This window comes from Sphingopyxis sp., from assembly GCF_016704835.1.
Lineage (GTDB): Bacteria > Pseudomonadota > Alphaproteobacteria > Sphingomonadales > Sphingomonadaceae > Sphingopyxis.
Window position 1 is genome coordinate 168,652 of record NZ_JADIZJ010000001.1, and the last position, 26,406, is coordinate 195,057.

Annotated in this window: 25 protein-coding genes; 8 read left to right on the plus strand and 17 right to left on the minus strand. The window is 62.8% G+C overall.

Annotation, left to right across the window (positions count from 1 at the left end; all coding sequences use genetic code 11):
- Positions 1–42: 42 nt before the first annotated feature.
- From IPF76_RS00915 to IPF76_RS00930, 4 genes are all read left to right on the plus strand, one after another.
- The gene (locus IPF76_RS00915; RefSeq protein ID WP_293838388.1) at positions 43–1,002 is read left to right on the plus strand and encodes a L,D-transpeptidase family protein; all 960 of its coding nucleotides are present in this window, start codon (positions 43–45) and stop codon (positions 1,000–1,002) included.
- A 448-nt stretch (positions 1,003–1,450) separates the two neighbouring features.
- Positions 1,451–2,110, plus strand: coding sequence for a BON domain-containing protein (locus IPF76_RS00920; protein ID WP_293838391.1), 660 nt, complete (start codon positions 1,451–1,453; stop codon positions 2,108–2,110).
- A 130-nt stretch (positions 2,111–2,240) separates the two neighbouring features.
- On the plus strand, positions 2,241–3,047 hold the full coding sequence (locus IPF76_RS00925) for a universal stress protein (RefSeq protein ID WP_293838394.1): 807 nt from the start codon (positions 2,241–2,243) through the stop codon (positions 3,045–3,047).
- Positions 3,048–3,206: 159 nt separating this feature from the next.
- The gene (locus IPF76_RS00930) at positions 3,207–3,590 is read left to right on the plus strand and encodes a response regulator (protein WP_293838397.1); all 384 of its coding nucleotides are present in this window, start codon (positions 3,207–3,209) and stop codon (positions 3,588–3,590) included.
- A 157-nt stretch (positions 3,591–3,747) separates the two neighbouring features.
- Here the strand turns inward: IPF76_RS00930 and trxC are convergent, their stop codons facing one another.
- The 8 genes from trxC to IPF76_RS00970 form a co-directional block, all read right to left on the minus strand.
- Positions 3,748–4,188: a thioredoxin TrxC gene (gene trxC / locus IPF76_RS00935; protein ID WP_293838400.1), complete on the minus strand. Its 441-nt coding sequence runs from the start codon at positions 4,186–4,188 to the stop codon at positions 3,748–3,750.
- A 64-nt stretch (positions 4,189–4,252) separates the two neighbouring features.
- On the minus strand, positions 4,253–4,768 hold the full coding sequence (locus IPF76_RS00940) for a potassium channel family protein (RefSeq protein ID WP_293838403.1): 516 nt from the start codon (positions 4,766–4,768) through the stop codon (positions 4,253–4,255).
- Positions 4,737–4,964 (minus strand): hypothetical protein, encoded by a 228-nt coding sequence (locus IPF76_RS00945; protein WP_293838406.1) that lies wholly within the window; start codon positions 4,962–4,964, stop codon positions 4,737–4,739. The genes IPF76_RS00940 and IPF76_RS00945 overlap by 32 nt, the downstream gene beginning before the upstream one ends.
- 88 nt (positions 4,965–5,052) lie before the next feature.
- Positions 5,053–5,853 (minus strand): sulfite exporter TauE/SafE family protein, encoded by an 801-nt coding sequence (locus IPF76_RS00950; protein WP_293838410.1) that lies wholly within the window; start codon positions 5,851–5,853, stop codon positions 5,053–5,055.
- Between the two features lie 11 nt (positions 5,854–5,864).
- Positions 5,865–6,788, minus strand: coding sequence for an MBL fold metallo-hydrolase (locus tag IPF76_RS00955; RefSeq protein WP_293838413.1), 924 nt, complete (start codon positions 6,786–6,788; stop codon positions 5,865–5,867).
- A 65-nt stretch (positions 6,789–6,853) separates the two neighbouring features.
- Positions 6,854–8,116, minus strand: a complete 1,263-nt coding sequence (locus IPF76_RS00960; RefSeq protein ID WP_293838416.1) for a TolC family protein — start codon at positions 8,114–8,116, stop codon at positions 6,854–6,856.
- Positions 8,113–8,316, minus strand: a complete 204-nt coding sequence (locus tag IPF76_RS00965; RefSeq protein WP_293838419.1) for a DUF2892 domain-containing protein — start codon at positions 8,314–8,316, stop codon at positions 8,113–8,115. The genes IPF76_RS00960 and IPF76_RS00965 overlap by 4 nt, the downstream gene beginning before the upstream one ends.
- Before the next feature lie 16 nt (positions 8,317–8,332).
- Complete coding sequence (locus tag IPF76_RS00970) at positions 8,333–9,610, minus strand: FAD/NAD(P)-binding oxidoreductase (protein ID WP_293838422.1); 1,278 nt, start codon at positions 9,608–9,610, stop codon at positions 8,333–8,335.
- A gap of 187 nt (positions 9,611–9,797) precedes the next feature.
- Here IPF76_RS00970 and IPF76_RS00975 point away from each other — a divergent pair, with 187 nt between their 5' ends.
- Genes IPF76_RS00975 through IPF76_RS00990 form a run of 4 tightly spaced genes read left to right on the plus strand, consistent with a single transcriptional unit; the run spans position 9,798 to position 14,717 of the window.
- Positions 9,798–10,139 (plus strand): rhodanese-like domain-containing protein, encoded by a 342-nt coding sequence (locus tag IPF76_RS00975; protein ID WP_293838425.1) that lies wholly within the window; start codon positions 9,798–9,800, stop codon positions 10,137–10,139.
- Between the two features lie 5 nt (positions 10,140–10,144).
- Entirely contained in the window at positions 10,145–11,197 is a 1,053-nt protein-coding gene (locus IPF76_RS00980; RefSeq protein WP_293838428.1) for an efflux RND transporter periplasmic adaptor subunit, read from the plus strand.
- The gene (locus tag IPF76_RS00985; protein WP_293838431.1) at positions 11,194–14,412 is read left to right on the plus strand and encodes an efflux RND transporter permease subunit; all 3,219 of its coding nucleotides are present in this window, start codon (positions 11,194–11,196) and stop codon (positions 14,410–14,412) included. The genes IPF76_RS00980 and IPF76_RS00985 overlap by 4 nt, the downstream gene beginning before the upstream one ends.
- A complete protein-coding gene (locus IPF76_RS00990) occupies positions 14,409–14,717 on the plus strand; it encodes a metalloregulator ArsR/SmtB family transcription factor (protein ID WP_293838434.1) in 309 nt (102 codons plus the stop codon). The genes IPF76_RS00985 and IPF76_RS00990 overlap by 4 nt, the downstream gene beginning before the upstream one ends.
- A gap of 1,188 nt (positions 14,718–15,905) precedes the next feature.
- Here the strand turns inward: IPF76_RS00990 and IPF76_RS00995 are convergent.
- The 9 genes from IPF76_RS00995 to IPF76_RS01035 all read right to left on the minus strand — a co-directional run bounded on the left by IPF76_RS00995 (position 15,906) and on the right by IPF76_RS01035 (position 26,405).
- Entirely contained in the window at positions 15,906–17,789 is a 1,884-nt protein-coding gene (locus IPF76_RS00995) for a glycoside hydrolase family 3 N-terminal domain-containing protein (protein WP_293838437.1), read from the minus strand.
- A 248-nt stretch (positions 17,790–18,037) separates the two neighbouring features.
- Positions 18,038–19,330 carry a sugar MFS transporter gene (locus IPF76_RS01000; RefSeq protein WP_293838440.1) on the minus strand — a complete coding sequence of 431 codons (1,293 nt, stop codon included), beginning with the start codon at positions 19,328–19,330 and terminating at the stop codon, positions 18,038–18,040.
- 197 nt (positions 19,331–19,527) lie between these two features.
- Complete coding sequence (locus IPF76_RS01005; RefSeq protein WP_293838443.1) at positions 19,528–20,634, minus strand: carboxylesterase family protein; 1,107 nt, start codon at positions 20,632–20,634, stop codon at positions 19,528–19,530.
- A 107-nt stretch (positions 20,635–20,741) separates the two neighbouring features.
- On the minus strand, positions 20,742–20,870 hold the full coding sequence (locus tag IPF76_RS01010) for a hypothetical protein (protein ID WP_293838446.1): 129 nt from the start codon (positions 20,868–20,870) through the stop codon (positions 20,742–20,744).
- Positions 20,860–21,525, minus strand: coding sequence for a carboxylesterase family protein (locus IPF76_RS01015; protein WP_293838449.1), 666 nt, complete (start codon positions 21,523–21,525; stop codon positions 20,860–20,862). Before IPF76_RS01015 ends, IPF76_RS01010 begins: the two co-directional genes overlap by 11 nt.
- Entirely contained in the window at positions 21,506–22,330 is an 825-nt protein-coding gene (locus IPF76_RS01020) for a carboxylesterase family protein (RefSeq protein WP_293838452.1), read from the minus strand. The genes IPF76_RS01015 and IPF76_RS01020 overlap by 20 nt, the downstream gene beginning before the upstream one ends.
- Position 22,331: 1 nt before the next feature.
- Positions 22,332–24,008 carry an alkaline phosphatase family protein gene (locus IPF76_RS01025; RefSeq protein WP_293838454.1) on the minus strand — a complete coding sequence of 559 codons (1,677 nt, stop codon included), beginning with the start codon at positions 24,006–24,008 and terminating at the stop codon, positions 22,332–22,334.
- 119 nt (positions 24,009–24,127) lie between these two features.
- On the minus strand, positions 24,128–25,021 hold the full coding sequence (locus IPF76_RS01030; protein ID WP_293838457.1) for a TonB-dependent receptor: 894 nt from the start codon (positions 25,019–25,021) through the stop codon (positions 24,128–24,130).
- On the minus strand, positions 24,960–26,405 hold the full coding sequence (locus IPF76_RS01035; RefSeq protein ID WP_293838460.1) for a TonB-dependent receptor: 1,446 nt from the start codon (positions 26,403–26,405) through the stop codon (positions 24,960–24,962). Before IPF76_RS01035 ends, IPF76_RS01030 begins: the two co-directional genes overlap by 62 nt.
- Position 26,406 lies beyond the last annotated feature (1 nt).

Genomic DNA, 26,406 nt, shown 5'->3' on the forward strand with positions numbered 1-26,406 from the left:
CCCCGAAAGGCTGCTGCATGCTGGCCTTGGCGACGTACAGACATGATGCGTGCCGTGCGGATGGCAATCCTGATCGGCGGTGCGCTATTGCCCACGGCGTCGATTGCGCAGGCGTCGGCCAGCGGCGAAACGGTGCTGGGCGCCGCTCAGGCGCTCGAGCCGGGCGAATTTCTTTGGGCGCCAGAGATCGCGCCGCATGGCCCGCTGCTGCTGATCGTCAGCACGGCGACCCAGCGGGCGACGCTCTATCGCAACGGCATTCCTATCGCGATTACGACGGTTTCGACCGGGCGGCCCGACCATCGGACCCCCACTGGAGTCTTCACCATACTGCAGCGTAAGGTCGAACATTATTCGAGCATCTACGACAATGCCCCGATGCCCTATATGCAGAGGCTCACCTGGGGCGGTGTTGCACTGCACGGCGGCAATCTACCCGGCTATCCGGCGTCGCACGGCTGCATTCGCCTGCCGCACGAATTCGCGCGCCTGCTCTATGGTGTGACCCGGCTGGGCATGACCGTCATCATTACCGATGCGGCCGCCGTTCCTCGCATCGCACCCGCCGACCGCATGGCGTGGGACAGCGTCGATGGCTCTGGCGGGACTTTCGAATGGCATCCGGAGCGCGCCGCGTCAGGACCGGTGTCGGTCATAATCAGCGCGGCCGACCAGCGTGTCGTCGTCCTTCGCAACGGGACTGCGATCGGCTCGGCGCCGGCCCGGATCGACGGGCCAGTGAACGGCACCTCGGTCTTTGTGCGGCAAGACGCGGAGGCACCAAATGGCGGGTGGGTCCGTGTCCATTTGCCTGCGCTGCTTGCGATGTCGCGAGAGGAAAGTTTCGCGGGGCGCGTCCATGTCGCCGCCGAGTTCCGCGCCGCGGTCGAACCTCTGCTCGGGTCCGGTGCCAATGTGGTGATTACTGGCGACTCGCTTCGCTCGGACGCCGCCGCGCCGTTTCGCATCGAGGACGACAGCGGCGAACCCCCGTCGGAATGAATGTCGTCGCCCAAGGGGCACGGCTTGCCCGCTAGCACTGCCATTTCAAAAGGCTGGGTTTATCTCAACCAGGAGCGGCGCTGAACCGGGAATGCTGCGTTAGGCGCGATAACGCCGCTTTGTCTTATCGTCAGGCAAAACCCTTACGGAAGAATGCGAATAGGCCGAACATCGCAATCCGATCAGATTATTTGCTCTTGGAAAGACCAACACGACGGACTCTGGAAGACGTCAGGCTGCGGCCTGGGAGGGGATCGTACCATGCTCGGCATGGAACGGATCTTTGCAGACTTTCTCGTGAACGGTTCTGCCAAGCCGATCCCTAGACCCATCTTGGCACCGTCCGGCATCGGACGGCGTCATTTCGATCGGGGATACAGCGCTGCGAGGCTGAACGCGACCCGGATGCCTCGCAGCGCTGCCTTCTTCCCATATGTTCAGGAGACAAATGATGAAAAAGTCCGACAGCCAGCTGCAGCACGACGTGATGGCCGAACTCGAATGGGAACCCGCCGTTGATCATGCAGATATCGGTGTTGCCGTGACCGACGGGGTCGTGACCCTTTCGGGCTATGTGAAGAATTTCACCGAAAAGCTCGCAGCCGAAAAAGCGGTGCGCCGCGTCGCTGGCGTGCGAGCAATCGCCGAGGAAATCAATGTCCGCCTCGCTTCCGACAGCAAAATGGCGGATCATGAAATCGCCAAGCGGATTGTCGACATAATTGCTTGGACCATCTCGATTCCTGCCGACACGGTAAAGGTCAAGGTCGAGCATGGCTGGGTGACGCTGTCCGGCACCGTCGACTGGTTCTTCCAGAGCAACGAAGCGCGCAAGGCTGCCAGCCGCGTCTCGGGCGTCGTCGGGGTGACCAACCTGATCAACGTCAATCAGCTGCCGGCGCGCGCCGACGTCAAGGATCGCATCGTATCGGCGTTCAAGCGGCAGGCCGATCTCGACGCGGCAGCGGTGACGGTGACCACCGATGGCGGGACGGTGAAGCTCAGCGGAAAGGTCCACGCTTGGAACGAACGCTGCATTGCCGAGCGCGCCGCGTGGTCGGCGCCCGGCGTGACCAAGGTCGAAGACCATTTGACCGTTCAATCCTGACACCCCGTCCCGACGGGGCTCACTGCGGCCGCTCCGGCAACGGGCGTCTGCTTCTTATCCGTATCATTGCGCATATCGCGTCACAGGCGAGCGTCCTATTTTCGGCCTCCAACGAGAAGGAGAATCGGCCATGAAAAATATCTTGTTGCTGGTGCATCATGATGATGGCCAGGAAGCCCGATTGCAGGCTGCGCTCGACGTGACGCGCGCCGTCGAAGGTCATCTCGCCTGTATCGACGTGACGCCCTATCCCGTCATGGCCGGCAATGCTGTCATGGGCTTTGGCGAGAGCGTCGTCCTGTTCGACGAGCGCGGCAGCGAGGCGAAGAACAAGGCCGATCTGACCGATCGACTGTCGCGCGAGGATGTCAGCTGGAGCTGGGCCGATGTCAGCGGCGAAATCGCCACCTCGGTCCTCGAGGCTGCCGATCTCGCCGATCTCATCGTCCTCAATCGCGCCCTCGATGGCTATCCGCTCCCGGACATGCGCGACATTTCGAGCCGCATCATCGAACGCACCAGCGCGGCGGTCCTAGCGGTTCCCGAAACCCTCGAACACTTCGCCGTCGATCGCGTGCTTGTCGCGTGGGACGGCGGTCGCTCAGCCGCCGCGGCACTGCGCGCTGCAGTCCCGATCCTCGCGCTCGCCTGCGAGGTCGAAATCTTCATGGCGCGTGAAGTGATTGACGACGATATGCGCAACGATCCCGAAACGGCGGCGGCTTATCTGTCGCGCCACGGAATCCACGCGGCGGTGAAAATCGCCGAGCGGGCGGAGGGCCGGGCCGACGCGTCGATCACCGGGGAAAGCGACGCTTGGCGAGCCGACCTTATCGTGATGGGCGCATATGGCCGCGGACGACTGCGGGAAACCTTCGGCGGCGTAACCAAGCGGATGTTGAGTGACAGCAAGCTTCCGCTTCTTCTCGCTCACTGATCCGTCGCGCGACGTCAGGTGGCGTGGCGATCAGAGCCGATCGATCCCGACGACGCGCAGCACCATCGCGGCGCCTGCGCGCGGATACAGTCACAACTTGGCATGGTCGATGCGCCAGAAAGACTCTTTCCCGGACGCCCGAGTATGAACGATCAGACCGTGCCTGAAAGACCGAACGCCCGGCGCATTCTCATCGTTGAAGATGATCCGGGCGCGCGGCGTTCGCTCCTGTTGCTGCTGACCGGGCGCGGCTTCGATGCGGCGGCCTTCCCTACGGCGGCGCAGGGGCTCGCCGATGCGGCAATGCACCCTCCCGCCTGCCTGGTCGCCGATTATCGCCTCGCGGAAACCGATGGCATCGCGTTGCTGCAGGCTATGCGCGTGAGTGGTTGGATGGATCCGGCGATCCTGATTTCCGCCCACAGTTCGCCTAAACTTGCGGACCGGGCGACCGCTGCGGGGTTCGCGGTCATATTCGATAAACCCCTTCGCGAACATGCTCTTGTCGATGCGGTGCAGCGACTGGTCCGCGGCGACGGATGATCGCGGCGCGGATGACGTAGTCTCCCTACAGCGCGCGGCGCATAATTCTCGCCGCCGCGCTGGCGGCAACTGCCATTTTCGTCCTGTTCCCTCTCGAAGCGCTCAAGCGTGTCCTCAACGTCGGGCGCGGCGACTGAACGATCGGCTTCGCGCGGGATCAGCCTGCCGCGGCCACACGCGCCCACCGAACCAGCGATGCGCGGTCCATCACGCCCGATTGGCGCGCCACCTCGCGTCCCCCGACGACGAGCATGAGTGTCGGGATCGACCGTATCGCATAGCGATGGGCGAGCGTCTGTTCTGCCTCGGTATCGATCTTGACGAGACGGAAGCCGGGCTCGAGATCGCCCGCGGCGGCGGCGAAGGTCGGGGCCATCGCCTTGCAGGGGCCGCACCATTCGGCCCAGAAATCGACAAGCACCGGCAGGCTGCCCGTACGGATCAGCCGGTCAAAACGGCGCGCGTCGAGCGCCAGCGGCTTGCCCTCGAACAGAGCGGCTTTGCATTTGCCGCAGCGCGGCGCGTCAGCCAGCCGCACGCGCGGAACGCGGTTCGCGGCGTCGCATATCGGACAAATCAGGATTTCTGGTTCGCTCATCGCACCTGTTTCTGCCACGCCATTACGGCTTGTCCAAGTCGTTGCTGGCCAACCGGCGATGTTTTCAAACCCGACGAAGGAGACCGACGACGCGAATGAGGAAAGCCGTCGACCAGCCGATCATCAAGATGCCGTTGATGCCCTCGATCGCCGACACGAGACGCCATCGTTCGGCCATAACCGCATCGTCATAACCGATCGCGCCATAAGTTATCGTCGAAAAATACACCGCATCGTGCAACGTGTTGATCGCACCGATCGCAAGATAAAGCAGCGCATAGAGCCAGATTTCCACGCCATGCGTTCCGATCAAGGCCAGAACGGCAAAGAGTAGCTTTCCAAGCTCGCTTATCGATGCGGGATGAAGATGTCCCGGGCTATTACCATGCGTCTCGAGCCGGAGAAGCCGAGCGAGCAGAACCAAACCGGCCCCATGGATCAATACGGTGAACGTCACCATGACAGTCGAAAGTGCCAGCTCGCGGATCATCGGAACCGCCATGGGACGCGGCTTGTCAGCCGGCGGAACGGGTTGAGAGCGCCGCTTCTCACGCAAAGAGCGAAGGCGCTTCTTGCGCATCGAGCGGCTCGGGTATCGCAAGCTGTTCATGGTTACCATGATGATGGGCGCTCGAGCTGAACGAAGGCCATAGCATCGCCGCGCTATTCCACCAGAGCATCATTAGCGACACGGGGATTTGCCAGCTCTGCAGACAGGCCGACCGCAAATGGCCCTCGGGCGACATACTCGAATCCTCGGGAACTTCGTAGCGCATGGCTATCCTCCTTGAGCGAAGGGTCTGGACGTCTGCTATCGGTTCCGGAATCAGCAATGCTACGTACGCCACAGGCTGACGTAACGCGTCAGCCGAGCATTGCAGCCGCGCTGCGATAGAGCATGAAGGCGGCGACGGCCAGAACGAGCACCGCAAACAGCGTGTTGAGCCGTCCCGAGCGCGCCGAGAGCCGCTGCGCTCCTTTCATCCCGAGCCAGCTACCCAGCGCGCCGCCGCTGATGAACAGCCCGGCGAGCTGCCAGTCGACCAGACCCGACCACGCATAGTTGGCCGCGGTGGTGAGGCCGAAGGCGGTGACCGCGACGAGCGAGGTGCCGACGGCATTGATCATCGGCATGCCCGTCGCGGCGACAATGCCAGGCACGATCAGGAAGCCGCCGCCGATCCCGAAGAAACCGCTGAACGCCCCACTGCCGAGCCCATAACCGAGCAAACGCGGGGCATTCTCACGACTGATCCTTACCGCTGGGTCGCCCGCTTGCCCGCGCCGGAGCAGCATGATGACCGCGATCGCGACCATCAGCAGCGCGAACAGGAAGAGCAGTCTGTCGCCGTCGAAACTCTTGCCGAGCGTCGACCCGGCCAGCGCGCCGACGACCCCTGCGGCGGCGAATGTGGCGCCGCACGGCCAGCGGACATTGCCCGCGCGAGCATGATTGGCCAGGCCGGCCGCCGCGTTGGCGGCGACGGCGAGTGCGGCGGTGCCGATCGCGACATGGGGCTGCGGCACCCCGACGAGATAGACCATCAACGGCACGGCAAGGATCGACCCGCCGCCGCCGACGAGACCGAGCGTGAAGCCGACGAGCACCCCCGACAGCGCGCCGAGAATCATCTGGGCAAGATCGAGCGTGGCGGGATCAGGCATCGCGCCGGCCTTCAAAGAATATCGATGGGCAGCTTCAGGTACCGCGTGCCGTTGCTCTCAGCTTCGGGCAGGCGGCCGCCGCGCATGTTGACCTGCACCGACGGCAGGATCAGCTTCGGCATCGACAATGTCTTGTCGCGTCCCTCGCGCATCGCGACGAACGCGTCCTCGCTCACGCCGTCATGCACATGGACATTCGCGGTGCGCTCGGCGGCGATCGTCGTTTCCCACGCATAGTCGTCGCGCCCCGGAGCCTTGTAATCATGGCACAGGAAGACGCGCGTCTCACCCGGCAGCGACAGGAGGCGGTGGATCGAACGAAAAAGCGCGCGCGCATCGCCCCCCGGAAAGTCGGCGCGCGCTGTGCCATAGTCGGGCATGAACAACGTATCGCCGGTGAACAGCGCGTCCCCGATGATCCACACCATGCATGCGGGGGTATGCCCCGGGGTGTGGAGGACAATGCCGTCGAGTTCGCCGAGGCGAAACATGTCGCCGTCGGCCATCAGCCGGTCGAATTGCGATCCGTCGCGCGCGAAACGGTCATCCTCGTTGAAAATCTCGCCGAACACCGTCTGCACCGTCTTGATATGCCGTCCGATGACGATCTGGCCGCCCAACTTATCCTGCAGATAGGGCGCGGCCGACAGGTGATCGGCATGGGCATGGGTTTCGATCTGCCATTCGACCGTCAGGCCCCGTGTGCGAACATAGTCGATGATGGCATCGGCCGAGGCATGGCTCGTGCGGCCCGAGGGCTGGTCGAAATCGAGCACGCTGTCGATGATCGCCGCCGTTCGCGTCGCGGGGTCGTGGATGACGTGCGTCGCGGTGAAGGTCGCTTCGTCAAAAAAGGTGCGGACGATGGGAATCTTTCCCGAGCGTTGCGCAGCTTTGATCTTGGCGGCGGCCTCGTCGCGGTGGAGATCGGTCATCGGGCACTCCTTTAATATTAGCTTATTATAATATAATAGCTCGGCGCCGGATGTCCAGTCCCGGCCTACTCGATCCCGCACAGCAAACGGATCCGCCAAGCCGCGACTTGGACCGACGCCTGCGCCTCGGCGAGCCGCGCGGTCGCGGCGATCGCCTCGCGCTCGGCATCGAGTTCGGCGAGCGGCGGCCGCGCCCCCGAGCGCACTTCCAGCCGGGTGCCGCGCAACGCTTCGCGCGCGGCAGCGTCGCCGTCGCGTGCGGCCTCAAGCGACTTTTCGGCGCTGTCGAGGCCGGTCCACGCCTCGATCACTGCCTGCGTCACATCGTCGCGCGCCAGACGCAGCCGCGCTGCGCTCGCCGACAGGCTGGACTGCGCCTCGCGCACGCGCGCGTTGCCCGCGCCGCTGTCGAAAAAGATCCAGCGCCCGCGCACGCCGACGGTCACATTGTCGTTGCGATAATCGGGAAAGAACTGATCGCGGATGCGCCCCGCTTCGGCAAAGACACCCACGGTCGGTCGGTTGCTTGCCCTGGCGGCGCGCACGCCGGCTTCGGCGCCATCCATGCCCGCCCCCGCCTGTGCGAGCATCACATTGGCGAGCGTCGCCGCTTCGACCGCCTCGCCCAGCGATTCCGGTACGGCGGGGCGCGGCGGCAGCGGCGCCATCGCGGCGACGGGGGCGCCGGTCAGGCGTTCGAGTCGCGCCTCGGCGGCGGTCAGGCGCCCCTCCGACTGGACCAGTCCCGCGCGCCCTTCGGCATAGCGCGCCTTGGCTTGGGCAACTTCGCTGCTCGTCGCGTCGCCGACATCGTAACGCAGCCTGGTGTGGCGCACGATCTCCCCCAGCGCATCGGTAAGCTTGCGATAGCTTGAGACCAGTTGGCGCACGGTCAACACTTCGGCGTAGGCGGCCACCGTCCCGAGCGTCAGGTTCTGCCGCGCCATATCCTTGCCAAGCGCGGCGGCGTGGCTTCCCGCCCTGGCCTGATCGATCGCGGCGCTGATCCGGCCGCCCGCATAGAGCGGATACTCGCCGACAAGCTGGAGGGCGCTTGGCGTGACGCTTGCGGCGGAGAGGCCGAAATAACCGCCGGGATCGAGCCTGCCGGTGCCGATGCTCCCCTCGACGCGCGCGGTTGGACCCGCGGCTGCCTGCGCCTGTGCAACCCGCGCCGCCGCCGCATCGGCTTCCGCCGCAGCAACCGCGAGCGCCGGCGAATGCGCGCGCGCGTCGGCAATCGCGCTTGCAAGGTCCTGCGCCGACGCCGCGCCCGGCAAACACAAGGCTGCCAGACTAACGGCCAACCGGAGGGAGGCCGATGTCACCGAAAGACGGTTCCCGAGCGCACGCCGAGGCGCTTGAAGAGCATCGCGGCAGGGCAGAAACCGGTGAAGCTTGCCTGGATAAGGTTGAGCCCGGCAAAGGCCGCGAGGGCGATCCAGTACGGATGAACGAACCAGGTGAGCGCGGCGCTCAACAGGACGATGAAGCCGGCGAAACGCAGCACGGCACGATCGAGATTCATGGGTTTTGTCCTTTCTTCAGAAGCGGAGTTTTTTGATACCGAGCGCATGCATTGCGAGCTTTTCGTAGAAGGGCTCGCTCTCTCCCTTGCGGACCTTGCGCAGGAAATATTTCTCGAAGCCGATCTTGGCGAGGTGTACCCATTTGCCCGACGACGACCAGTTGACGTTGCGCGGGGGGATTTGCGGCTGGGCAACGAACGCGACCCCGCCATCTCCGAAATCGGCAAGGCAAACGGCGTTCCACGTCGCCTCGTGGATCGGCGGCTTGCCGTCGATCTCGAGCTTCAGATTTTGCGCGATTGCGGTGACCATCGATTCGATCATGAAACCCGTCTTGGGCACGCCCACGGGCACCGGTGTTGGGCCGACCGGCGGGATCGCGACGCAAACGCCGAGCGAATAGACATTGGCGAAGGTCGGATTGCGCTGATGCTTGTCGGCGAGGATGAAGCCGCGCGGGTTGGTCAGGCCCTCGATCCCGAACACGGCATCGACACCGCGAAAGGCGGGCAGCAGCATCGAATAGGCGAACGGAAGATCGTGCTTCGCCTTGACGCTGCCGTCCTCGGCGACCTCCTCGACATGCGCCATGGCGGGCTCGAAGCTGGCGACCCGCGCGTTGGTGATCCATTTGATGTGGCGGTTTCGAAACTCGCTTTCGAGCAGGCCCTTGGTGTCGCCGACGCCGTCGAGGCCGAGGTGGCCGATGTAGGGTTCGGCGGTGATGAAGGTCATCGGCACCCTGTCGCGAATCTTGCGCCGCTTGAGCTCGGTGTCGAGGATCATCGCGAATTCATAGGCGGGGCCATAACAGGAGGCGCCCTGCGCAGCTCCGACAACGATCGGGCCGGGGTTTTCGCAGAAGCGGTCGAAGGCATCCGCCGCCGCAGACGCATGATGTGTCGAGCAGATCGAAACGGTGTTTGCGTCGGGACCGAAGCCCTCGATCTCGTCGAAGGCGAGTTCGGGGCCGGTTGCGATCACCAGAAAATCGTAATCGACCGACGATCCATCGTTCAGTTCGATCCGGTTGTTCTTTGGGTAGACGCGTTTGGCGCCGATCGCGGTGAAGCCGATGCCCTTGCGCTTCATCACCGGCGGCAGGTGAACGCGGATCGCTTCGGGCTCGCGCCAGCGCACCGCGACCCAGGGGTTGGAGGGGACGAACGAGTAATCATCCCGGTCGCAGACCACCATGACCTCGGCCTTGTCCTTGACGGACTCGCGAATTTCATAGGCGGCGATCGTACCGCCGAGCCCGGCACCCAGAACGACGATCCGCGGCAATGGCATGTCTCTCTCCTTGTACCCGAGCGCGTCGGCTCCGGCTTGTTCGAATGGTCGGATTTGCGCCCGGTCCGGCGAGTCGGGCGCAATTTTGAGGGCATAATATTAGATATTGCGCATATTACAACTAAGTAATATTAGCAGTATCGCAATTTAGCGGCGCCGATAATGTGCCGGCCAACCGAGGAGTTCCATGATGCTGAGCCTGTTCCGCCGCCCGCGCTATAAGGAGATTCCCCCACAGCGACTCGCCGCCTTGCTCGACCAGAAGCGAGCAATTCTGGTCGATGTGCGCGAAGCGGATGAATTTGCCGCGGGCCATGTCGCGAGCGCGCTTTCGGTGCCGTTGTCGCGGTTCCGCGCCAGCGCCTTGCCGGTGGACGGCGACAAACCGGTCATATTGATGTGCGCTGCGGGGCGACGTTCGGCGATGGCGCTTGAAAAGGCGGCGGCGGCGCGGCCCGATATCGACACGCACCTTGCTGGCGGACTGACGGCGTGGCGCGCCGCCGGCCTGCCGGTCGTTGCAGGTTGACCGCAGTGGTGCGCCCTTCCTTAGTAGCTGTCGCGCTGTTCGCGGTCGGGGTGTCGCTTTCCGCATGCAGCGGCAATGAATCGACGAACGCGCCCGCTGAAAAGAGCGCGGCGATCTCGGGCGAGCAGTTGCGTCTGGCGCCCTCGACCGTCACCGATTGGAAGGATGTCGGTGCGCTTGTCACCAGCGTCGACATGGCAGACGCGCGCGCGCGCATTTCCGGCATCCTCGACAGCCTGAGCGTGCGCGAGGGCGATATGGTGCGAAAGGGCCAGGTCATCGGCCGCATCGTCGATAGCCGGCTCAGCTATGAAGGCGCCGCCTTTGGCGCGCAGGCGGCGGCGGCGCAGGCGCAGGCCGCGCAAGCCGAGGCTGAACTGGCGCGCGTCAAATATCTGCACGCCAATGGGATCTATGCGCAGGCGCGGCTCGATCAGGCCGAAGCCGGCGCACGCGCTGCGCGCGCGCAGATCAACGCCGCGAGAGCGCAGCAATCGGCGGTGGGTGCGGTTGCCGGACAGGGCGCGGTCGTCGCCCCTTCGGCGGGTCGGGTCCTCGTCGCGCCGATACCCGCCGGCTCGGCGGTCGCGCCGGGCACATCGATCGCAACGATCACATCGGGGCCGATGGTGCTGCGCCTCGAGCTTCCTGAAACCTTGGGCGAAAAGGTACGCGTCGGGAGCGCCGTGATCGCGACGGGGCTGGCCAACGACGCCGCCCCCATCGCGCCGCGTGCGACAGTCGGCCGCGTTTATCCGTCGGTCACCGGCGGCCAGATGTCAGCGGATGTCCAGATTCCGGACTTGCCCAGCCAAATGGTCGGCCGCCGCGTCACCGCGCGCATTGCAGTCGGCGAACGGCAGGCACTCATCGTGCCGCGCCGCTTCGTCGAAACCACCTATGGTACGGATTATGTGACGCTCCGGGTCGGCAAGGATGCGACGTCGCGGGTTCCGGTGCAGATCGCGCCCACCGACGACCCCGCGCGCGTCGAAATCCTCTCGGGCGCCGCCAAAGGCGATACGCTGATCGCGGTGCAGGCCGGAATGCGCAAATGAATCTCGGTATCTCCGGGCGGCTGACCCGCGCGACGATCCAGAGCCCGCTGACCCCCCTGATGCTGCTCGCGGCAATCCTTGTCGGGCTGCTCGCGATCATGACGATCCCGCGCGAGGAGGAGCCGCAGATCAGCGTCCCGATGGTCGATCTGATGGTTGCCGCCCCCGGGCTGTCGGCGAGCGATGCGATCGAAATCGTCGGCAAGCCGCTCGAGACGATCGTCAAAAGCGTCGACGGGGTCGAGCATGTCTACACGCAGGCCGAAGATGACGGGGTGATGGTCACCGCGCGTTTCCTCGTCGGATCGAACGCCGACGATGCCGCGACCCGAGTCAACGAGCGGCTGTCGGCCAACATGGACAAATTGCCGGCCGGGGTGCAGCCGCCGCAAGTGACGGTGCGCGGGATTAGCGACGTCCCGATTGTCGTGCTCACCGTCGCGCCGAAACCGGACGCCAAGGGAGAATGGACCGAAGCCGCGCTGCACGCTCTTGCCGTGCGGCTGCGCACCGAAGTCGCGAAGGTCGATGACGTCGGGCTGACCTTCATCGCGGGCGGGCAGGAGGAGCAGCTTCGGATTGTTCCCGATCCGGCAAAGCTCACCGCGCATGGCGTCTCGCTCGCCGCGCTGATGGACGCGGTGGTGCAGGCCAACCGCAGCTTTCCGCTCGGCTCGGTGCGCGAGCGCGGCGCGGCCACCACGGTTGTGGCGGGCCAGACGGTGCGCAGCGCCGGTGAACTGGCCATGATCACGGTCCGCGCGGCAAACGGCAGCCCGCTCTATCTGCGCGACATTGCCGCAGTGACGCAGGGGCCGAGCGAAGAGCAGGCGCGCGCGTGGCGCTGGGCGAAGGGCGAGGGGGGACGCTGGTCGATGGCGCCTGCCGTCAGCCTCGCGGTCGCCAAGCGTCCGGGTGCCAATGCCGTCAACGTCGCGCAAGCCGTCGTTGAACGCGTCGAAGCGTTGCGCGGCACGCTGATCCCCGCTGGGGTCGATGTCGCCGTCACCCGCAACTATGGCGAAACGGCGAACGAAAAGGCGAACGAGCTGATCTTTCACCTCGGCCTCGCAACCGTGTCGATCGTCATCCTGATCGGCTTTGCGATCGGCTGGCGCGAAGCGGCGGTGACCGCGGTCGTCATCCCGACGACGATCCTGCTCACCATGTTCGCCTCGAACCTGATGGGCTTCACGATCAACCGCGTCAGCCTGTTCGCGCTGATCTTCTCGATCGGCATCCTCGTCGACGATGCGATCGTGATGATCGAGAATATCGCCCGCCACTGGGCGATGGCCGACGGGCGCAGCCGGATCGACGCGGCGGTCGATGCGGTCGCCGAGGTCGGCAACCCGACGATCATCGCGACGCTGACTGTGGTCGCGGCGTTGTTGCCCATGCTGTTCGTCTCGGGGCTGATGGGCCCCTATATGGCGCCGATCCCGATCAATGCGTCGGCGGCGATGCTCTTTTCCTTCTTTGTCGCGGTGATCATCGCCCCGTGGTTGATGGTGCGCTTTGCCCGAGATGCGTTGGCGCACGGTCATGACGACCATGCGACGGGCGGCAAGCTGGGAGCGCTCTATGGCCGCGTTGCGGCCCGCGTGACCCGCGACCGCAAGAGCGCGCGCACCTTCCTGATCGCGGTTGGCGTCGCGACGCTCGTCGCCTGCTCGATGTTCTATTTCAAGGCGGTGACGGTGAAACTGCTGCCCTTCGACAACAAGTCGGAGGTGCAGCTGGTCCTCGACATGCCCGAAGGCACCTCGCTCGAAACCACCGGCCGGACGCTCGATGCGGCGGCGGCCGTCGTGCGGCAACTGCCCGAAGCGCGATCGATGGAGGCCTATGCTGGCACCTCGGCACCCTTCAACTTCAACGGCCTGGTTCGACATTATTTCCTGCGCAGCCGCCCCGAGATGGGCGACCTGATGGTCACGCTTGCGCCGAAGGACGAGCGCTACCGTTCAAGCCACGCGATCGCGCTCGACCTGCGCGAACGACTCCATGCAGCGCTGCCGCTCCCCGCGGGCGGATCGATCAAGGTTGTCGAGACACCGCCGGGACCGCCGGTACTGGCGACGATGCTCGCCGAAATCTATGGCCCCGACGAATCGACGCGGCGCAGGACCGCCGAGCAGGTCGAGAAATTGTTCCGCACCATCCCCTATGTCGTGGATGTCGACAACAGCTTCGGCATGGCACGCCCACGGCTGCGCCTCATCCCCGACCGAGCGCGGATGGATGCCTATGGCATTTCGGAGCGCCAGCTGTTCGACAGCATCGGCGCACTGCTCGGAGGGCAGACCGTCGGCTATGCGCCGCGCGGCGACGGGCGCGATCCACTGCCGATCCGCATCGCGCTGGAACAGTCGCAGCGGACGTGGAGCGCCGGCCTCGCCGCGACTCCCGTCGCCACTATGGCGCCGGGCGGCCGACTGGTGCAGCTGGGCGAGGTCGTGAGCGCGCATGAAGAATCGGGATCGCCCACGCTGTTCCGCCGCAACGGCCGCGCCGCAGATATGGTCACCGCCGAACTCGCGGGTGATTATGAGGCGCCGATCTATGGCATTTTCGCGGTCGACAGTGCGATCGAGGCGTTCGACTGGCGGGCGCTCGGGATGACAAAACCTGTCATCCGCTTCAACGGTCAGCCCGGCAACGAACAGGAGCCGACTTTGCTCTGGGACGGCGAGTGGGAAATCACCTGGGTGACGTTCCGCGACATGGGCGCCGCTTTCATGGTCGCGTTGCTCGCCATCTATGTGCTGGTCGTGGGACAGTTCCGCAGCTTCACCATTCCCCTCGTCATCCTCACCCCGATCCCGCTGACACTCGTCGGCATCGTGCTCGGCCATATGTTGTTCGGTGCGCCGTTCACAGCCACCTCGATGATCGGCTTCATTGCCCTTGCAGGGATCATCGTGCGCAACTCGATCCTGCTCGTCGATTTCATCAACCATGCGAAAAAGCCCGACAAGCCGCTGCGCGATACGCTGCTCGAGGCGGGCATGATCCGCTTCAAGCCGATCGTGCTCACCGCGGCGGCAGCGATGATCGGCGCCGCCACGATCCTGAGCGACCCGATCTTCCAGGGGCTTGCGATCTCGCTGCTCTTCGGGCTTGCCTCCTCGACACTGCTGACGGTGCTCGTTATTCCCTCGATTTACATCGTCCTGCGCGACGATGGCCGCGAAGGAACGCTCTCTCCATGACCAAGCCTACCGACCTTTCAATCCTGAAACGCGATGCGCACGAAATGGCGGGCTATCTCAAACTGCTCGCGAACCCCGAGCGACTGTTGATGCTGTGCCAGATGGACGAGCGCGAGGTGTCGGTTGGCGAACTGACCGAAATCAGCGGCTTGTCGCAGTCGGCGGTTTCGCAGCACCTCGCGCGCTTCCGAAAGCAAGGAATCGTATCGCTGCGCGGTGAGGCCCAGACGCGATATTACAGCTTGTCCGACCCCAAGATGCAGCGGATCATCGCCGCGCTCTGCGAGGCTTGCCACACCGCCTAGCGCGTTTGTCGGTATCCGCTGCCCGAGAGGCCGGGCCTGCACATAAGTAACTGTCCTGATTCGGAGCTCGCTAAGCGCCTGCTACCGCAGCCTGCACGAAAGAGTCGCTACCAACCCATTTCCTTCCGGGCAAGCTGTCGTCGACCATGACAACGAGCAACCGCACGGAGGGCATGCGATGAAGATACGCAGCCTTCCCATCAATACCTAACCTGAGAACACAGCCTTTTTGCTGCGCGGTGGCGGCGACTTTGCACCCGAACAATTCCAGGCGATGCGCAAGCTCGCTATTGGCGCCGGTCAGAAGTCGATCTTCGCCACACTCGCGATCGACTCATCGGCTACCGCGCCTATCGTTTGGCAGGCGAGGCCAGACGTATCGGACTTTTCAGCGCGCGGGGAAATCAAAGGCGCGCTCGTTCTGCGGCCTTGGCCGGACCATCGGACGCGACACGACATGCCAGCTAGGGGAACTAACGTATAGCGCAGCGAAGCCTACTCCTCGCAGATGAGGCTCGCTATCCAAAAACACGAAAGGATATCGCATGCCGTCTGCGCAGCCCCAGTCAATTGCCGAGCCGATCCGCCATCCCGAATGTCCCGCAGGCGAGCCCCTGGAGAGGCCAGAAAAACGCTTCCCCGAGCGTCCCGCTCCATCAAGCGAGCCTCAGCCGCTCCGCGCACCGCCCGAGACGCCGGTGCTGCCCGAGAGTCACCCCGAGGAGACGCCGACCGAACGCCCCGATTGATTTTCTCGCCGGCCTGGCGGCTCGGACGTTGGGGCTGCCCGAGATCCCCGTCAATTGATGCCACTGCGATGGTCGGCCTTGCTCAGCTTCGGCGGAAATCTGGGGTTTTCCGTCCCCTGGTTGAGGCAAACACCGGCTGGCTGGGGCGGCAGGTCGATCAAGAACAAGCTATATATCTGATAATGTGATCTTTTTGTAGGGATAAGTCGCGAAATACCAGATTATCTTCCTCCTTAGATGTGAGCTGCAGCAGCGCTTTTTGAGACGATTAGAGCAAATTCGGCGAGCCGTTCTCTAATGACGGCGAGGTGCATAACTGCACGACATTCTGGTGGGTGTAGCTTCCCAAATGCAGCCTGGATTAGGGTACAGAATGTCACACGGTCGGGTCGGTCGAGACAGTGTGGCGAACTCAATCGATCGATCTGCGCAGCGGGCGTCACAATCCCGCACCGAAGGCGAACAGTGGGGCCACGCTGTCATCGGGCCGCGCTGGATCCTGCTGCTCCACTGCCGCCATCGAGGATGGAAGTTCGAATGGCATCCGGCCCTGCGCTGTTGCGCGACCCGTTATGACGTCAAGCAAGGCGTCATCCGATATCCCAAAATTTCCAAGAAGAACGTCGGTCAGTCCGACAACGTTGGTCAGGATTGCCGGTCGATCAAGGAAGATCGAAGCAATAATCCTGGTTTTGCCCTGCAGAGCCTTGAGCTGTTCATATTCGGCGTCGCCGTCGCGGAAATCGAGGCGGCCCTCATGTTGGCGGCTACCAAAGAAATGGAAGGGATGGAGCGTTTCGGACGGCGCCGACAAACGCACGATCGCTGCGTCCGCCTGTTCCGGTTTATCGACCACGACCAGCCCATAGGCCCGCGCACGGGCTGGGTCCACGCCCACCAGATATACCGACTGGCTGACTTCGAGCGGGTCCAGACCGTCCTCCGCCTTAAGCAAGACCTGCGATTCCGCTTGAGCTTTTACGCCCTCGGCCAGGATCTCGGGCGGCGCGACCCGCGCTGCCTGCCCGACATCGACATAAGGATTTTCAAACAGCCCTATTTCGAATTTGGGCAGCAGGATGCGTGCGACTGACGCATCGATCCGCGCCATGTCGATCATTCCCTTTTCCACCGCGCCCGCGAGCATGTCTGTATCGTGCGCGCCGCCGAACTGGTCGATCCCGGCGTCGACGCCCTTCACGATCCGCTGCTGCCGGGTCAAATCGTCGACGCCCCATGGCATGCCTATGACTGGCGGGTCAGCCTGTTTGGGATCCTGGCACGTGTCCGGTGGACAATCTTCCAGAATGGCCCAGTCTGACAGGATGATGCCTTTGTAACCATAGGTTTCGCGAAGCAGTCCGGTCAGCAGGCTTTTGTTGAATCCCGCCCCGACAGGCTCAAGCGGTTTGCCGTCAATCCGCACACCTTCGACAATGGAATAGGTCGGCATGACCGCCGATACCTGCGCCTCGAACGCGCCGATGAAGGGTTTGACGTGGAGCGAGAAGGAAGCATCGTCGGCTTTGGCGAAGCGACCATAATGATTATGTCCGTCCCATCCTCCGGGCGTCGCGCCATAGCCCACCCAATGCTTGACAACCGCCATCACGCCGTCCTGGAGGAGCCGTCGATCGTTCCCCTGAAATCCCGAAATATAGGCTTTGACCAATTGCTGCGCGAGATCGGGACTCGACCCGAACGTGCCCGTGCCACGCGACCAGCGCGGTTCGGTGGCAAGGTCGGCTTGCGGCGACAGCGCCTGATGAATGCCGGTCGCACGATATTCCCGGCGGACGATGTCGGCGAACCGTCGCACGCGCTCAGGATCGCGCAGCGCGGCGAAGCCTAATGGCTCGGGCCATTGCGAGAAACCATTCGCGGTGACGCTGACCCCCGCGACATACTGAAAATGATTGCGCGGGTCCGTGCTGATTGTCACCGGAATGCCCAACCGACCTAGCTCCGCGAGCGCTTGCACTTCATTATTCTGCGCAGCCATGATCGGCGGCGACACCGCGATCCGCGTGATGAAGCTGGTGATGGCCTGCGCGCCAATCTGCTCGCCGACATCCGGCAATGCGTAGCCCTCGGTTGAAAAGCCGATCGCACCACCGGGGCCAATGCCCGGCAGGTTCCCATGCATCATCGTCCCCGCCTTTTCGCGCGGGGTCATACGTGCGATCAGATCCGTGACGCGAGTGTTCGGGGACAAGCGCCAGTCCTCATACGCATTGACCTGTCCATCGCGGTTGAGGTCGCGGAACTGGAGGCCATCGCGCGTGAGAATGGGGATCGCGCGCGTCCCAAGCGCCGGCTGCACTGAGCTCGCGAAGGCGGACTGCGCGCAACCCAGCATCAGGAGCGACGTCAAACACCGTAGGATCGAATTCATGGTCATGCGCGTTTCGCCTCTGCTAAAAATGTTGTCGAAGGGGGTTGGCGAAGGCGCACGACCCGATGATCCATGGAACGGTCGCCGGGCCTGCTTCTTCAACAAATCAAAGAAGAATGACCGTGCTCGAATGCGCGGGGGCGTAGCCGTGGGCATCGGCGAAACCATAGAATTGTCTATGCCGGACGCCGAGCATACACCCCGAAAGCGGCGATGATGGCATAACAAGCCGCAGGCAGGATCAATGCGATAGCCAGGTTTCCGGCTAGGTCGGCGAGCGCCCCCGTCGCAAGCGGCACCACTGCGCCGCCAAAGATCGCGACGTTGATGATCCCCGAACCGTCGGCGGCGCGTGAGCCAAGCTTTTCACAGGCCAGCGAGAATATCGTTGGGAACATGATCGAATTCATGAAGCCGATTGCGAGCAGACTGTATCCTGAAAGAGCCCCGGTCGTGCTGACCGACAACAGGATCAGCACTATCGCACCGCACGCCGCGCCCGCCAATATCTTGCCGGGGCTGATGAAGCGCATCACCGCCGACCCGATAAAGCGGCCGACCATGGCACCGCCCCAATATAGCCCAATCAATTTGCCTGCCGCCTGTTCGGGCAGTGCCATCACATCGGGCTGCATCAGATAACTGACCACCAGCGATCCAATCGACACTTCGGCGCCGACATAAAGGAAGATGCACAGTGCACCAAAGCCGAAGCGCGGACGCTGCAACAGGTCGAGACCGGCAAGACCTGCGCTCTCCTCATGCCGCTCGCCCTTTAGCCGATCGCGAAACGCCCAGACCGTCGCGGCCACAATCGCCAGCACGATGGCAATCCCCAGATAGCCATGAACGATCGCCTGGCTCTCGGCGGTCCGATAGGCGTCCAGCTGGGCGCCCGAGAGATCGTCGGCAGAGACAGTCGCGAGGCTGCCCAAGATCAGGACCGCGCCTACAATCGGGAACAGTGTCGTGCCGAGCGAATTGAAAGCCTGGGCAAAAGTCAGGCGGCTATGCGATGTCGCCGCCGGACCGAGCAGACTGATCAGCGGATTGGCGACCACCTGGACGATAACGATTCCGCTGGCGAGAACGAACAAGGCCAACAGAAACAGCCCATAGATTGCAGTTTGACTGGCCGGGATGAACAGCAGGCAGCCTAGCGTCGCGAGCGACAATCCCGCCACCGCCCCGCGCATATAGCCAATTTTCTTGACGAGACGCGCGCCGGGAATGCCGACCATCAAATAGGCAGCAAAAAAGCAGAACTGAACGAGCATTGCCTGCGTATAATTGAGCGTAAACAGCTCTTTGAGCTTCGGGATGATGACGTCGTTGAGCGACGTGATACCGCCAAAGATGAAGAATAGGCCGAAGACGAAAACCTTGAGTCCGGGAGCCTCCAATTGCGAGACCGGATCATTGCCCCCCGCACTGGCGGAATTGTCCAATGTCGTAGAAATCAATGCCATTGCTGTTCACTAGCCCCTGCACACGCCGATTTTCAAAATCACGGAGTTCATTTCCTATTCACGACCAGCATCCTGCGCCGCGGGTAAGCTGCCGAGGCCGAATATCGAGCGCCCCAGCCCTTTGGATATCCAGTCGAGCAGCAGTGCCAACTTCTCGCTATCGGGGTTATAAGGACCAAAACGCCCCCCCAATTCCATCACTGCGGGATTGTCGCGATCGAATTTCGGCCAGCGTGGCAAACCTGTCCCGTTTGGATCGGCGGATTTCGCGAGAATTCGCCCAATAGCTCGACATGCCATACCGGGCGATCTGCCGGTCCTTGTCGGCAAAGTTTCGCCATGGCGAAGCGCCGAGAGAGTTGAAGACATAGGGGATTTCCGCCGAATGAAACGCCCGAACATGTCAGACCCTGGCCCGGGTTCGCTGTGGGTAAAATAATAGGCGTATAATGCCTCGCGATTGCCCTTTGCCCAGTCGATCGTCGAAGCCAGGCCGACCCATCGATGATCGGCCCCAGCAATGACGTCTCACCGATCTGCGCGGTGCCGGCCAGCGGGCCTTGGGAAAGCAGCGCCATGATCCGGTCGGCGGGCATTCGCCGCAGATCGGCCAGGCTGCCAGTCGCGGCGCGCAATCGAAGGTCGTCGCCGCGGCGATAACCTTCCTCGCGAACCGGCAGGGGTGTCTCAATCACGCCGCTCTGTGCAATCGCCCGCGAAAACAAACCGCTCGAAGCCGGCGATACCAGCAGCGTATGCACGGCCATCGCGCCCGCCGACTGACCGGCTATCGTCACCTGCGCAGGATCGCCGCCAAAGGCCGCCGCGTTGCGCTGGACCCAGTCGAGCGAAGCGACGATATCCTGCAGTCCGAAGTTGGCACCGCCGCCCACTTCGTCGGCGAGTTCGCGGAAGGCGGCAAAGCCGAAGACACCAAGCCGATAATTGATCGAAATGACGATCACGCCTTTTTTGGCGAGTTCGCTTCCGTCGTAGATGGGAACCGAATTGGAACCCGACATGAAGGCGCCGCCATGAATCCAGACCAATATCGGCCGTGGCTGGCCATTGAACTCGGCCGGTACCCAGACATTGGCATAGAGGCAATCTTCCGAAACCGGCGCGGGTGTGACATATTCCTTTGTCCACGGACCAAAACCGTCGGGCGTGACAAGCTGGAGGCATCCCGGTGCATTGGCCGTCGCACCGCGCTGCCCCGCCCATGAGAGCGGGCGCTGCGGTGGCGCCCAGCGCCGAACACCGTCAATGACTTCGCCGCGCAACGCGCCACTTTCGACGGTCACGACCGTGTCCATTGCCGCAACTGAGGGCGCTAAAAGCATGGCGCACAGCAACGCAGCGCAAGACCGCAGAAATGTCATGGAATACTCCCCTTTTGCCGCCGATGAATTCAAGCGACCATCAGCGACTTCGCGGCAGCGTGCGCGGCCGAGGCAGCGGATATGAGGCCCTCAATAAAATCGAGCCTGGCCTTGATCGGATCGGCCTGTTCACGGGCACCATCGGCATCAAAGATCATCACATTGTCGGATGCCGGATCCTGGGTGACCGTGACCCGCCGTTCGAGGACGACGGCACGCCGGTCTTGGCGAAGTGACCCAATATTCGTGCGTCAGGCGCGCCGCCGCGCGATCTTTGTCGGTCGTCATCGCGCCGTGCCGTACCTCGACCGTGTCGAAGACAAACGGGAGTTCAGAGGCGTGCAGTGCACCGGGCATCTTGCTGCGAAGATATTCGGGCACATAGCCAAAGCGATAGGCGTAAACCGGCTGCCCCTTGCCCGCGATGATCCGTGTCGCGTGCCGAGCCGGTTCGAGGAACATCATGTCGGCCGAAATCGCTACACCAATCTTCGCAGGATTCTGCGTTCCGGCCGGATCATAAACTCTTTCGGCGGCAGGCCGGACCGCCGCAAGCGGGGCATAGGCCTTGTCGAGATCACCGCCAAAGAAGAAGCCGTCGGCATCATTGGCGCCGATCACCATGGGAATCGGCGCCCCGTCGCCCGCAGCATAGGCTTTGTCGACCGACGTGCGCACGATCTGGCCATCGGCGAACAAGGGCGTGAAATTGGTCGTCGGTGAGAAAAGGGTCATCAGGTTGAGACCATCCATCACCGCGTCGGCGGGCAACGCACGCAACGCCTTCAGACTGTCACGGTTTGTGCCTTCCACCCCCTTGGTTCGCGCAAAATGACTGCCCGATCACCTCGGCCTGCGAGGCTGTGACGAGCGGGCCCATCAAATCGCGGCCGCCTCCCGACAGCACGATCGCCTTGTCGAACAGGCCCTTGGCCAGCGGGGTGGTGGCAAGCGCGTGAACCGACCCGCCGCCAGCGGATTCACCGAAAATCGTAACATTGTCGGGATCGCCGCCAAAGGCCGAGATATTGTCCTGAACCCATTTCAGGGCAGCGATCTGATCCAGAATCGCATAATTTCCGTGCGGCGTACCGGCAGCCTCTTGCGTCAGTGATGGGTGCGCAAAAAAGCCGAACCGTCCCAAGCGATAGTTGAAGCTGACGAACACGACGCCGGATTCAGCAAATTTCGTTCCCGCATAGACCGGAGCCGAACTGCCGCCATTGACGAAGCCGCCGCCATAGATCCACACCATCACCGGACGCTTCTTTTTGGGCGATTGCGCAGGCGCCCAGACATTGGCGTAGAGGCAATCTTCCGATGGCTTGACGCCGAGCGGAGCCGCATCGGCCTTATAGGGGATCTGCATGCAATCGGCGCCGTAGCGGTCGGCGGCCCTGATGCCATTCCACGGCGCGATCGGCTGCGGCGCCCGCCAGCGCAGGTCGCCGACCGGTGGCTGGGCAAACGGAATACCCTTGTGTGCAATCACGCCACCCTCGACGACGCCTTGCACCTTGCCCGTGCTGGTTGCGACCGTCGTCTGTCCGGCGGCGACCGTGGGTAGCGCCGCAACGAGCGATATCGCCAGCGCGGCCAGCAGATTCTTACGGTTCATTTTACATTCCTCTCGCAATATCAAAACGTCGACGGTCATCGTCCGCAGTTCGTCGCCAATTCCGCAATCTCGATACATTGTCCGTCGACCGAGCCGGCGACACTTCGATCATTGCCGCCAGCGTCGGGGCCAGATCGACAACTTCCACCGGCAGGGCTCGCTCCTGCGGCATAGCACCCGGCCACCAGAACAAGATCGGTACGCGCCGATTGAAATCGCTAGGCCCCGAATGTCCCATCATGAACAGGCCGGGCAGCGCAGGTGCCGCAGTTTTGAGCGGATCGGTCGCCAGCAGTATGTCGCCACTACGCCCCGCAAAATAGGATAGCGCCATGCGGTCGTCGACCGAAAGGAGGTCGGGAGAGGTTGCCGGATCGACCCGGCGCGCCTGTAACGCCTCGCCCGTCCACGCGCCGACGACACCGGAAGTTTCGAGCGCGCGAGTGGCCGCCGCATCGGCAATGCGGCGCTTCAACGCGGCGTCCGCCAGCGTCCGCCCTTCGCGATCGACCACAACAAGCTGCGTCGGGTCGAAAAACGCGGGGCGCAATGGGTTCCAGTCGATGCCTGCGGCATTTCGCGCCGCAGCATTCAATTGTGCGAGCAGCGCGACCGGATCGATCCGACCGGCCTCCGCATAGCCACGCATGGCCAGACGCTCGGGAATGTCGCCACCGCCATGGTCTGCCGTGACCGCGATCACGACCGGGATGCGAAGCACCTCAACCCGCTTCAACAGGCGTCCGAGTTCGGCATCGAGCCGGGTCATCTGGTCGCACATTTCTGGGCCCTGCGACCCATAGGCGTGCCCGACCATGTCGGTTGCGGATAGACCAATCGCCAACAGATCGGTCGAGGATGAACGCCCCAGCCGTTCGGTTTCAATCAAGCTCAGCGCAGCATCGACCGTCACGCTGTCATAGAGCCACGGTGGCAGGGGGCTGCCTGCGGCGGCGGGCTGTCCGGCTATGGTCGCCGGGGGATCGGGGGGCAGATGGGCATGAAACATCTTGTCGTCGGCAAGCGGAATGCGAGCCTCGCGCACGCGGCAGTTTCCGCGAACATAGGTCCATTGGGTCGACGCCGCCAGGCGCCGCGCCAATTGCGCATTCAGGGCCGCGAGAGGGGTCAGCCGATGCCGCGCCTCTTCCGCCGTCGCACCCCAAGTGTCGAACCCCTGCTTGCCGTCGAACCAGAATGCGCCATTGGGCTGGTGACCGCCCATCATGATCGCCGAGCGATCTTTCCCCGCGACGGAAAACACACGGTTCGATGGCGACGCCGCTTTCAGCCAGTCGCCGAGCGTCGAAACCTCCAGCAAGCTAGGGCCGACACCGGCCTTGCGCTTCGCGGTCGCCGCGACATGAACGCCATCGTCGGTGCAGTACCGATCGACCGACAATTTCTGATCGAACCATTGATTGGCGATAATGCCCGTCGCGCTGGGATGGCGGCCACTCGCAATGACGGCGTGTCCGGCGCATGTTTCGGTCACGCCGTGCGCGTGGAACGCGTTGGCATAGACGATCCCTTGCGAAAGCTGTTTCAAGCCCTCACGAAACTCGGTGCGAAACCCATTGAATAGATCGGCCGAAAATTGATCGATCGAGATCAAGATGATCAGTTTCGGGCGAGCCGTATTTGCCTGGTCGTCGGCGGCGACGGCTGTTGACGTCACCGTCAGCGACAGCAACAGCGCGCAACAAGCGGCTTTGATACCGCACCTAATCATGTGCGCGTCCGCGGAGAAAAAGGGGGCCGGACTCCCGTTTCCGACATGTCCGGCCCCAATCCACCCTAGAACCGACCGTCAAGGGACAGACCAATCGTCCGGAACGAATTCAACCCGAACATGTGATAATAATCCCCGCGCGATTGCGAGTTGGAATTGATGAACGTCGGCTGCCGCTTGTCGAAGCAGTTCCTGCAGAACAGCGTCATCTTCAGTGCGTCATTGATATCTTTCAGCCCGACGCTGGCATCGAACAGCGAATAGCCCGGCAACTTCGTGCTGGGATCTTCATTTGAGCTGAAGTTCGATTTCGTCCGGCTATAGAGTGCGCCTTGGACGAAGATGGCCAAATCCTCGCTGACCGGCGTCTCGTAGCGACCGGTCAGGCTGACCGTCCATTTGGGTACGTTGGGAAGCCGGTTGCCCGTCGAGTCAGTCGTGCCATTTGGACGGCAAACGGGCTGGAACGGATAACAACGGTCGAGTTGGAAGTCCGAGAAGAACGCATCGACATAGCTGACGCCAAGGTTGAAGACCAATCCTTCTGTGGGAAGTGCCGAGGCCTCCACTTCGAAACCGCGCGATTTCAACTCACCTGCGTTCAACAGAACGTAGCCATTGCTGGCGGTGTCAAACGCCTGTGCCTGAAAATTCTTGAACGTCGAAGTGTAGCCCGAAATGTTGAGGATCAGATGACGGTCGAGCAGCGTCGATTTGATCCCGGCTTCATAGGACGTTGGGATTTCAGGCATGATCAGCGGCGCGCGCGGATCGATCGACAGGTTAAAGCCTGGCCCTTTGTAGCCGCGGGCCACAGAGGCATAGGCCATGATGTCGTCGGTCAGATCATATTGGCCGCCAATCCGCCAAGAGAAATTCTCCTCGCTGATCTTCTGATCACGCGCCCCCGGCACGCCGAGCGGAATAACAAATCCCGTGGCATCGGCGGTCGTTTGCAATTTCAGCTTGTCGTAGGTAGCGGCCGCCGACCGTAATGCGCGCTCGCTCTCCAAGGTTGATCGTACCCTGTCCGAACGCGGCATAGCTTTTAGACTGCATGGCCCCGACAGAGTTGATGCCGACCCACGCGTCAAACCCGGCGGGCGGCGGGTTCAGATTGCCGTTCGCGCCGCTCGCAGTTATCACGGTCCCGCTGTCAGAACTGTAGTAATACAGACCTAACTGATATTCGAACAGTCCGTCTGTCGGCGAGGCAAAACGCAGCTCTTCGGTAAACTGGCTTACGTCGCCAAGTTGGTGATTGGTATCGAGCAGGTTGACCCGATGCTTGTCGGAATCGAACAGATTGTCCGAGGTGAATTTCCTCCATGCAGTAATGCTCGTCAATGTGTGGCCGCTGCCAAATTCATAGTCGATATTGGCCTGGACACCCCCAACCTCGAAGCTCGCCACGGTTGGCGCGCCATAGCTGGAGAACAGGTTATTGGGTCCGGCGACAATCCCAAGCTGGGTGTTCTCTGCCACGAACCGGCTGGTCGGAAGGACGATAAGGTCAGCACTGCCGCCCGAGCCGACCCCCGACGAACGCGCGTAGTCGCCCGCCAGGTAGATGCTGAGACTGGACGACGGCTCCCAGAGCAATTTTGCGCGAACGCTGGACTGGTCCTGCCCATATTGGCTGCCCGGGACATCGACCAGATTTTTGATGATCGGATCTGTATGTGTCTGCGATCCGCTGACGCGCAGGGCCGCCGTGTCGCCGAGCGGAACATTGACGATGCCCTGCAAGCGATAGAGCAGACCGCGACCGGGCACGTCAATTTGCGCCAATTCGCCCATCAGATTGCCCTCGAAGCGGCCGAGTTCGGGCCGCCGCGTGGTGATGTTGACGAGGCCAGCCGACGCATTTTTGCCGAACAACATGCCCTGCGGCCCGTTGAGCACTTCGATTTGCGCGAGGTCGAGATAGTTCATGAAACCAAGCGCGGGGCTGCCCATGACGACGCCGTCGATAACCGAGGTGACACTCGATTCAATCGAGTTGGCGAAGCTGAGCGTACCCACGCCGCGGATGGAAAAATTCGATGCGCCCAGCGCGGCGTTGAAGCTTTTGACCTGCAAGCTTGGCGCAACCAGCTGCAGCTGGGAAGGGTCATAGATTTGGCGCGCGGCAAGTTGATCGGCGCTGACTACGGTCGCGGAAATCGGGACATCCTGAAGATTTTCAGCCCGTTTCTGGGCTGTAACGATGATTTCCCCAAATCCGCCACCTTGCGTTGCCGCGTCCTCATTCTCCGCCGGCGATGCATCCTGCGCGTGAGCTGGTGTTGCGATGGCTAGAACTGCGGCAATCGCGGCCGCTGATGACAAAATTTCCCTCATG

Coding starts and splice junctions, on each gene's coding strand:
- IPF76_RS00915 (WP_293838388.1), top strand. CDS start 43: ATGATGCGTGCCGTGCGGATGGCAATCCTGATCGGCGGTGCGCTATTG.
- IPF76_RS00920 (WP_293838391.1), top strand. CDS start 1,451: ATGATGAAAAAGTCCGACAGCCAGCTGCAGCACGACGTGATGGCCGAA.
- IPF76_RS00925 (WP_293838394.1), top strand. CDS start 2,241: ATGAAAAATATCTTGTTGCTGGTGCATCATGATGATGGCCAGGAAGCC.
- trxC (WP_293838400.1), bottom strand. CDS start 4,188: ATGAGCGAACCAGAAATCCTGATTTGTCCGATATGCGACGCCGCGAAC.
- IPF76_RS00940 (WP_293838403.1), bottom strand. CDS start 4,768: ATGCGCAAGAAGCGCCTTCGCTCTTTGCGTGAGAAGCGGCGCTCTCAA.
- IPF76_RS00945 (WP_293838406.1), bottom strand. CDS start 4,964: ATGCGCTACGAAGTTCCCGAGGATTCGAGTATGTCGCCCGAGGGCCAT.
- IPF76_RS00950 (WP_293838410.1), bottom strand. CDS start 5,853: ATGCCTGATCCCGCCACGCTCGATCTTGCCCAGATGATTCTCGGCGCG.
- IPF76_RS00955 (WP_293838413.1), bottom strand. CDS start 6,788: ATGACCGATCTCCACCGCGACGAGGCCGCCGCCAAGATCAAAGCTGCG.
- IPF76_RS00965 (WP_293838419.1), bottom strand. CDS start 8,316: ATGAATCTCGATCGTGCCGTGCTGCGTTTCGCCGGCTTCATCGTCCTG.
- IPF76_RS00970 (WP_293838422.1), bottom strand. CDS start 9,610: ATGCCATTGCCGCGGATCGTCGTTCTGGGTGCCGGGCTCGGCGGTACG.
- IPF76_RS00975 (WP_293838425.1), top strand. CDS start 9,798: ATGATGCTGAGCCTGTTCCGCCGCCCGCGCTATAAGGAGATTCCCCCA.
- IPF76_RS00985 (WP_293838431.1), top strand. CDS start 11,194: ATGAATCTCGGTATCTCCGGGCGGCTGACCCGCGCGACGATCCAGAGC.
- IPF76_RS00990 (WP_293838434.1), top strand. CDS start 14,409: ATGACCAAGCCTACCGACCTTTCAATCCTGAAACGCGATGCGCACGAA.
- IPF76_RS01000 (WP_293838440.1), bottom strand. CDS start 19,330: ATGGCATTGATTTCTACGACATTGGACAATTCCGCCAGTGCGGGGGGC.
- IPF76_RS01010 (WP_293838446.1), bottom strand. CDS start 20,870: ATGATCTTTGATGCCGATGGTGCCCGTGAACAGGCCGATCCGATCAAG.
- IPF76_RS01020 (WP_293838452.1), bottom strand. CDS start 22,330: ATGAACCGTAAGAATCTGCTGGCCGCGCTGGCGATATCGCTCGTTGCG.
- IPF76_RS01035 (WP_293838460.1), bottom strand. CDS start 26,405: ATGAGGGAAATTTTGTCATCAGCGGCCGCGATTGCCGCAGTTCTAGCC.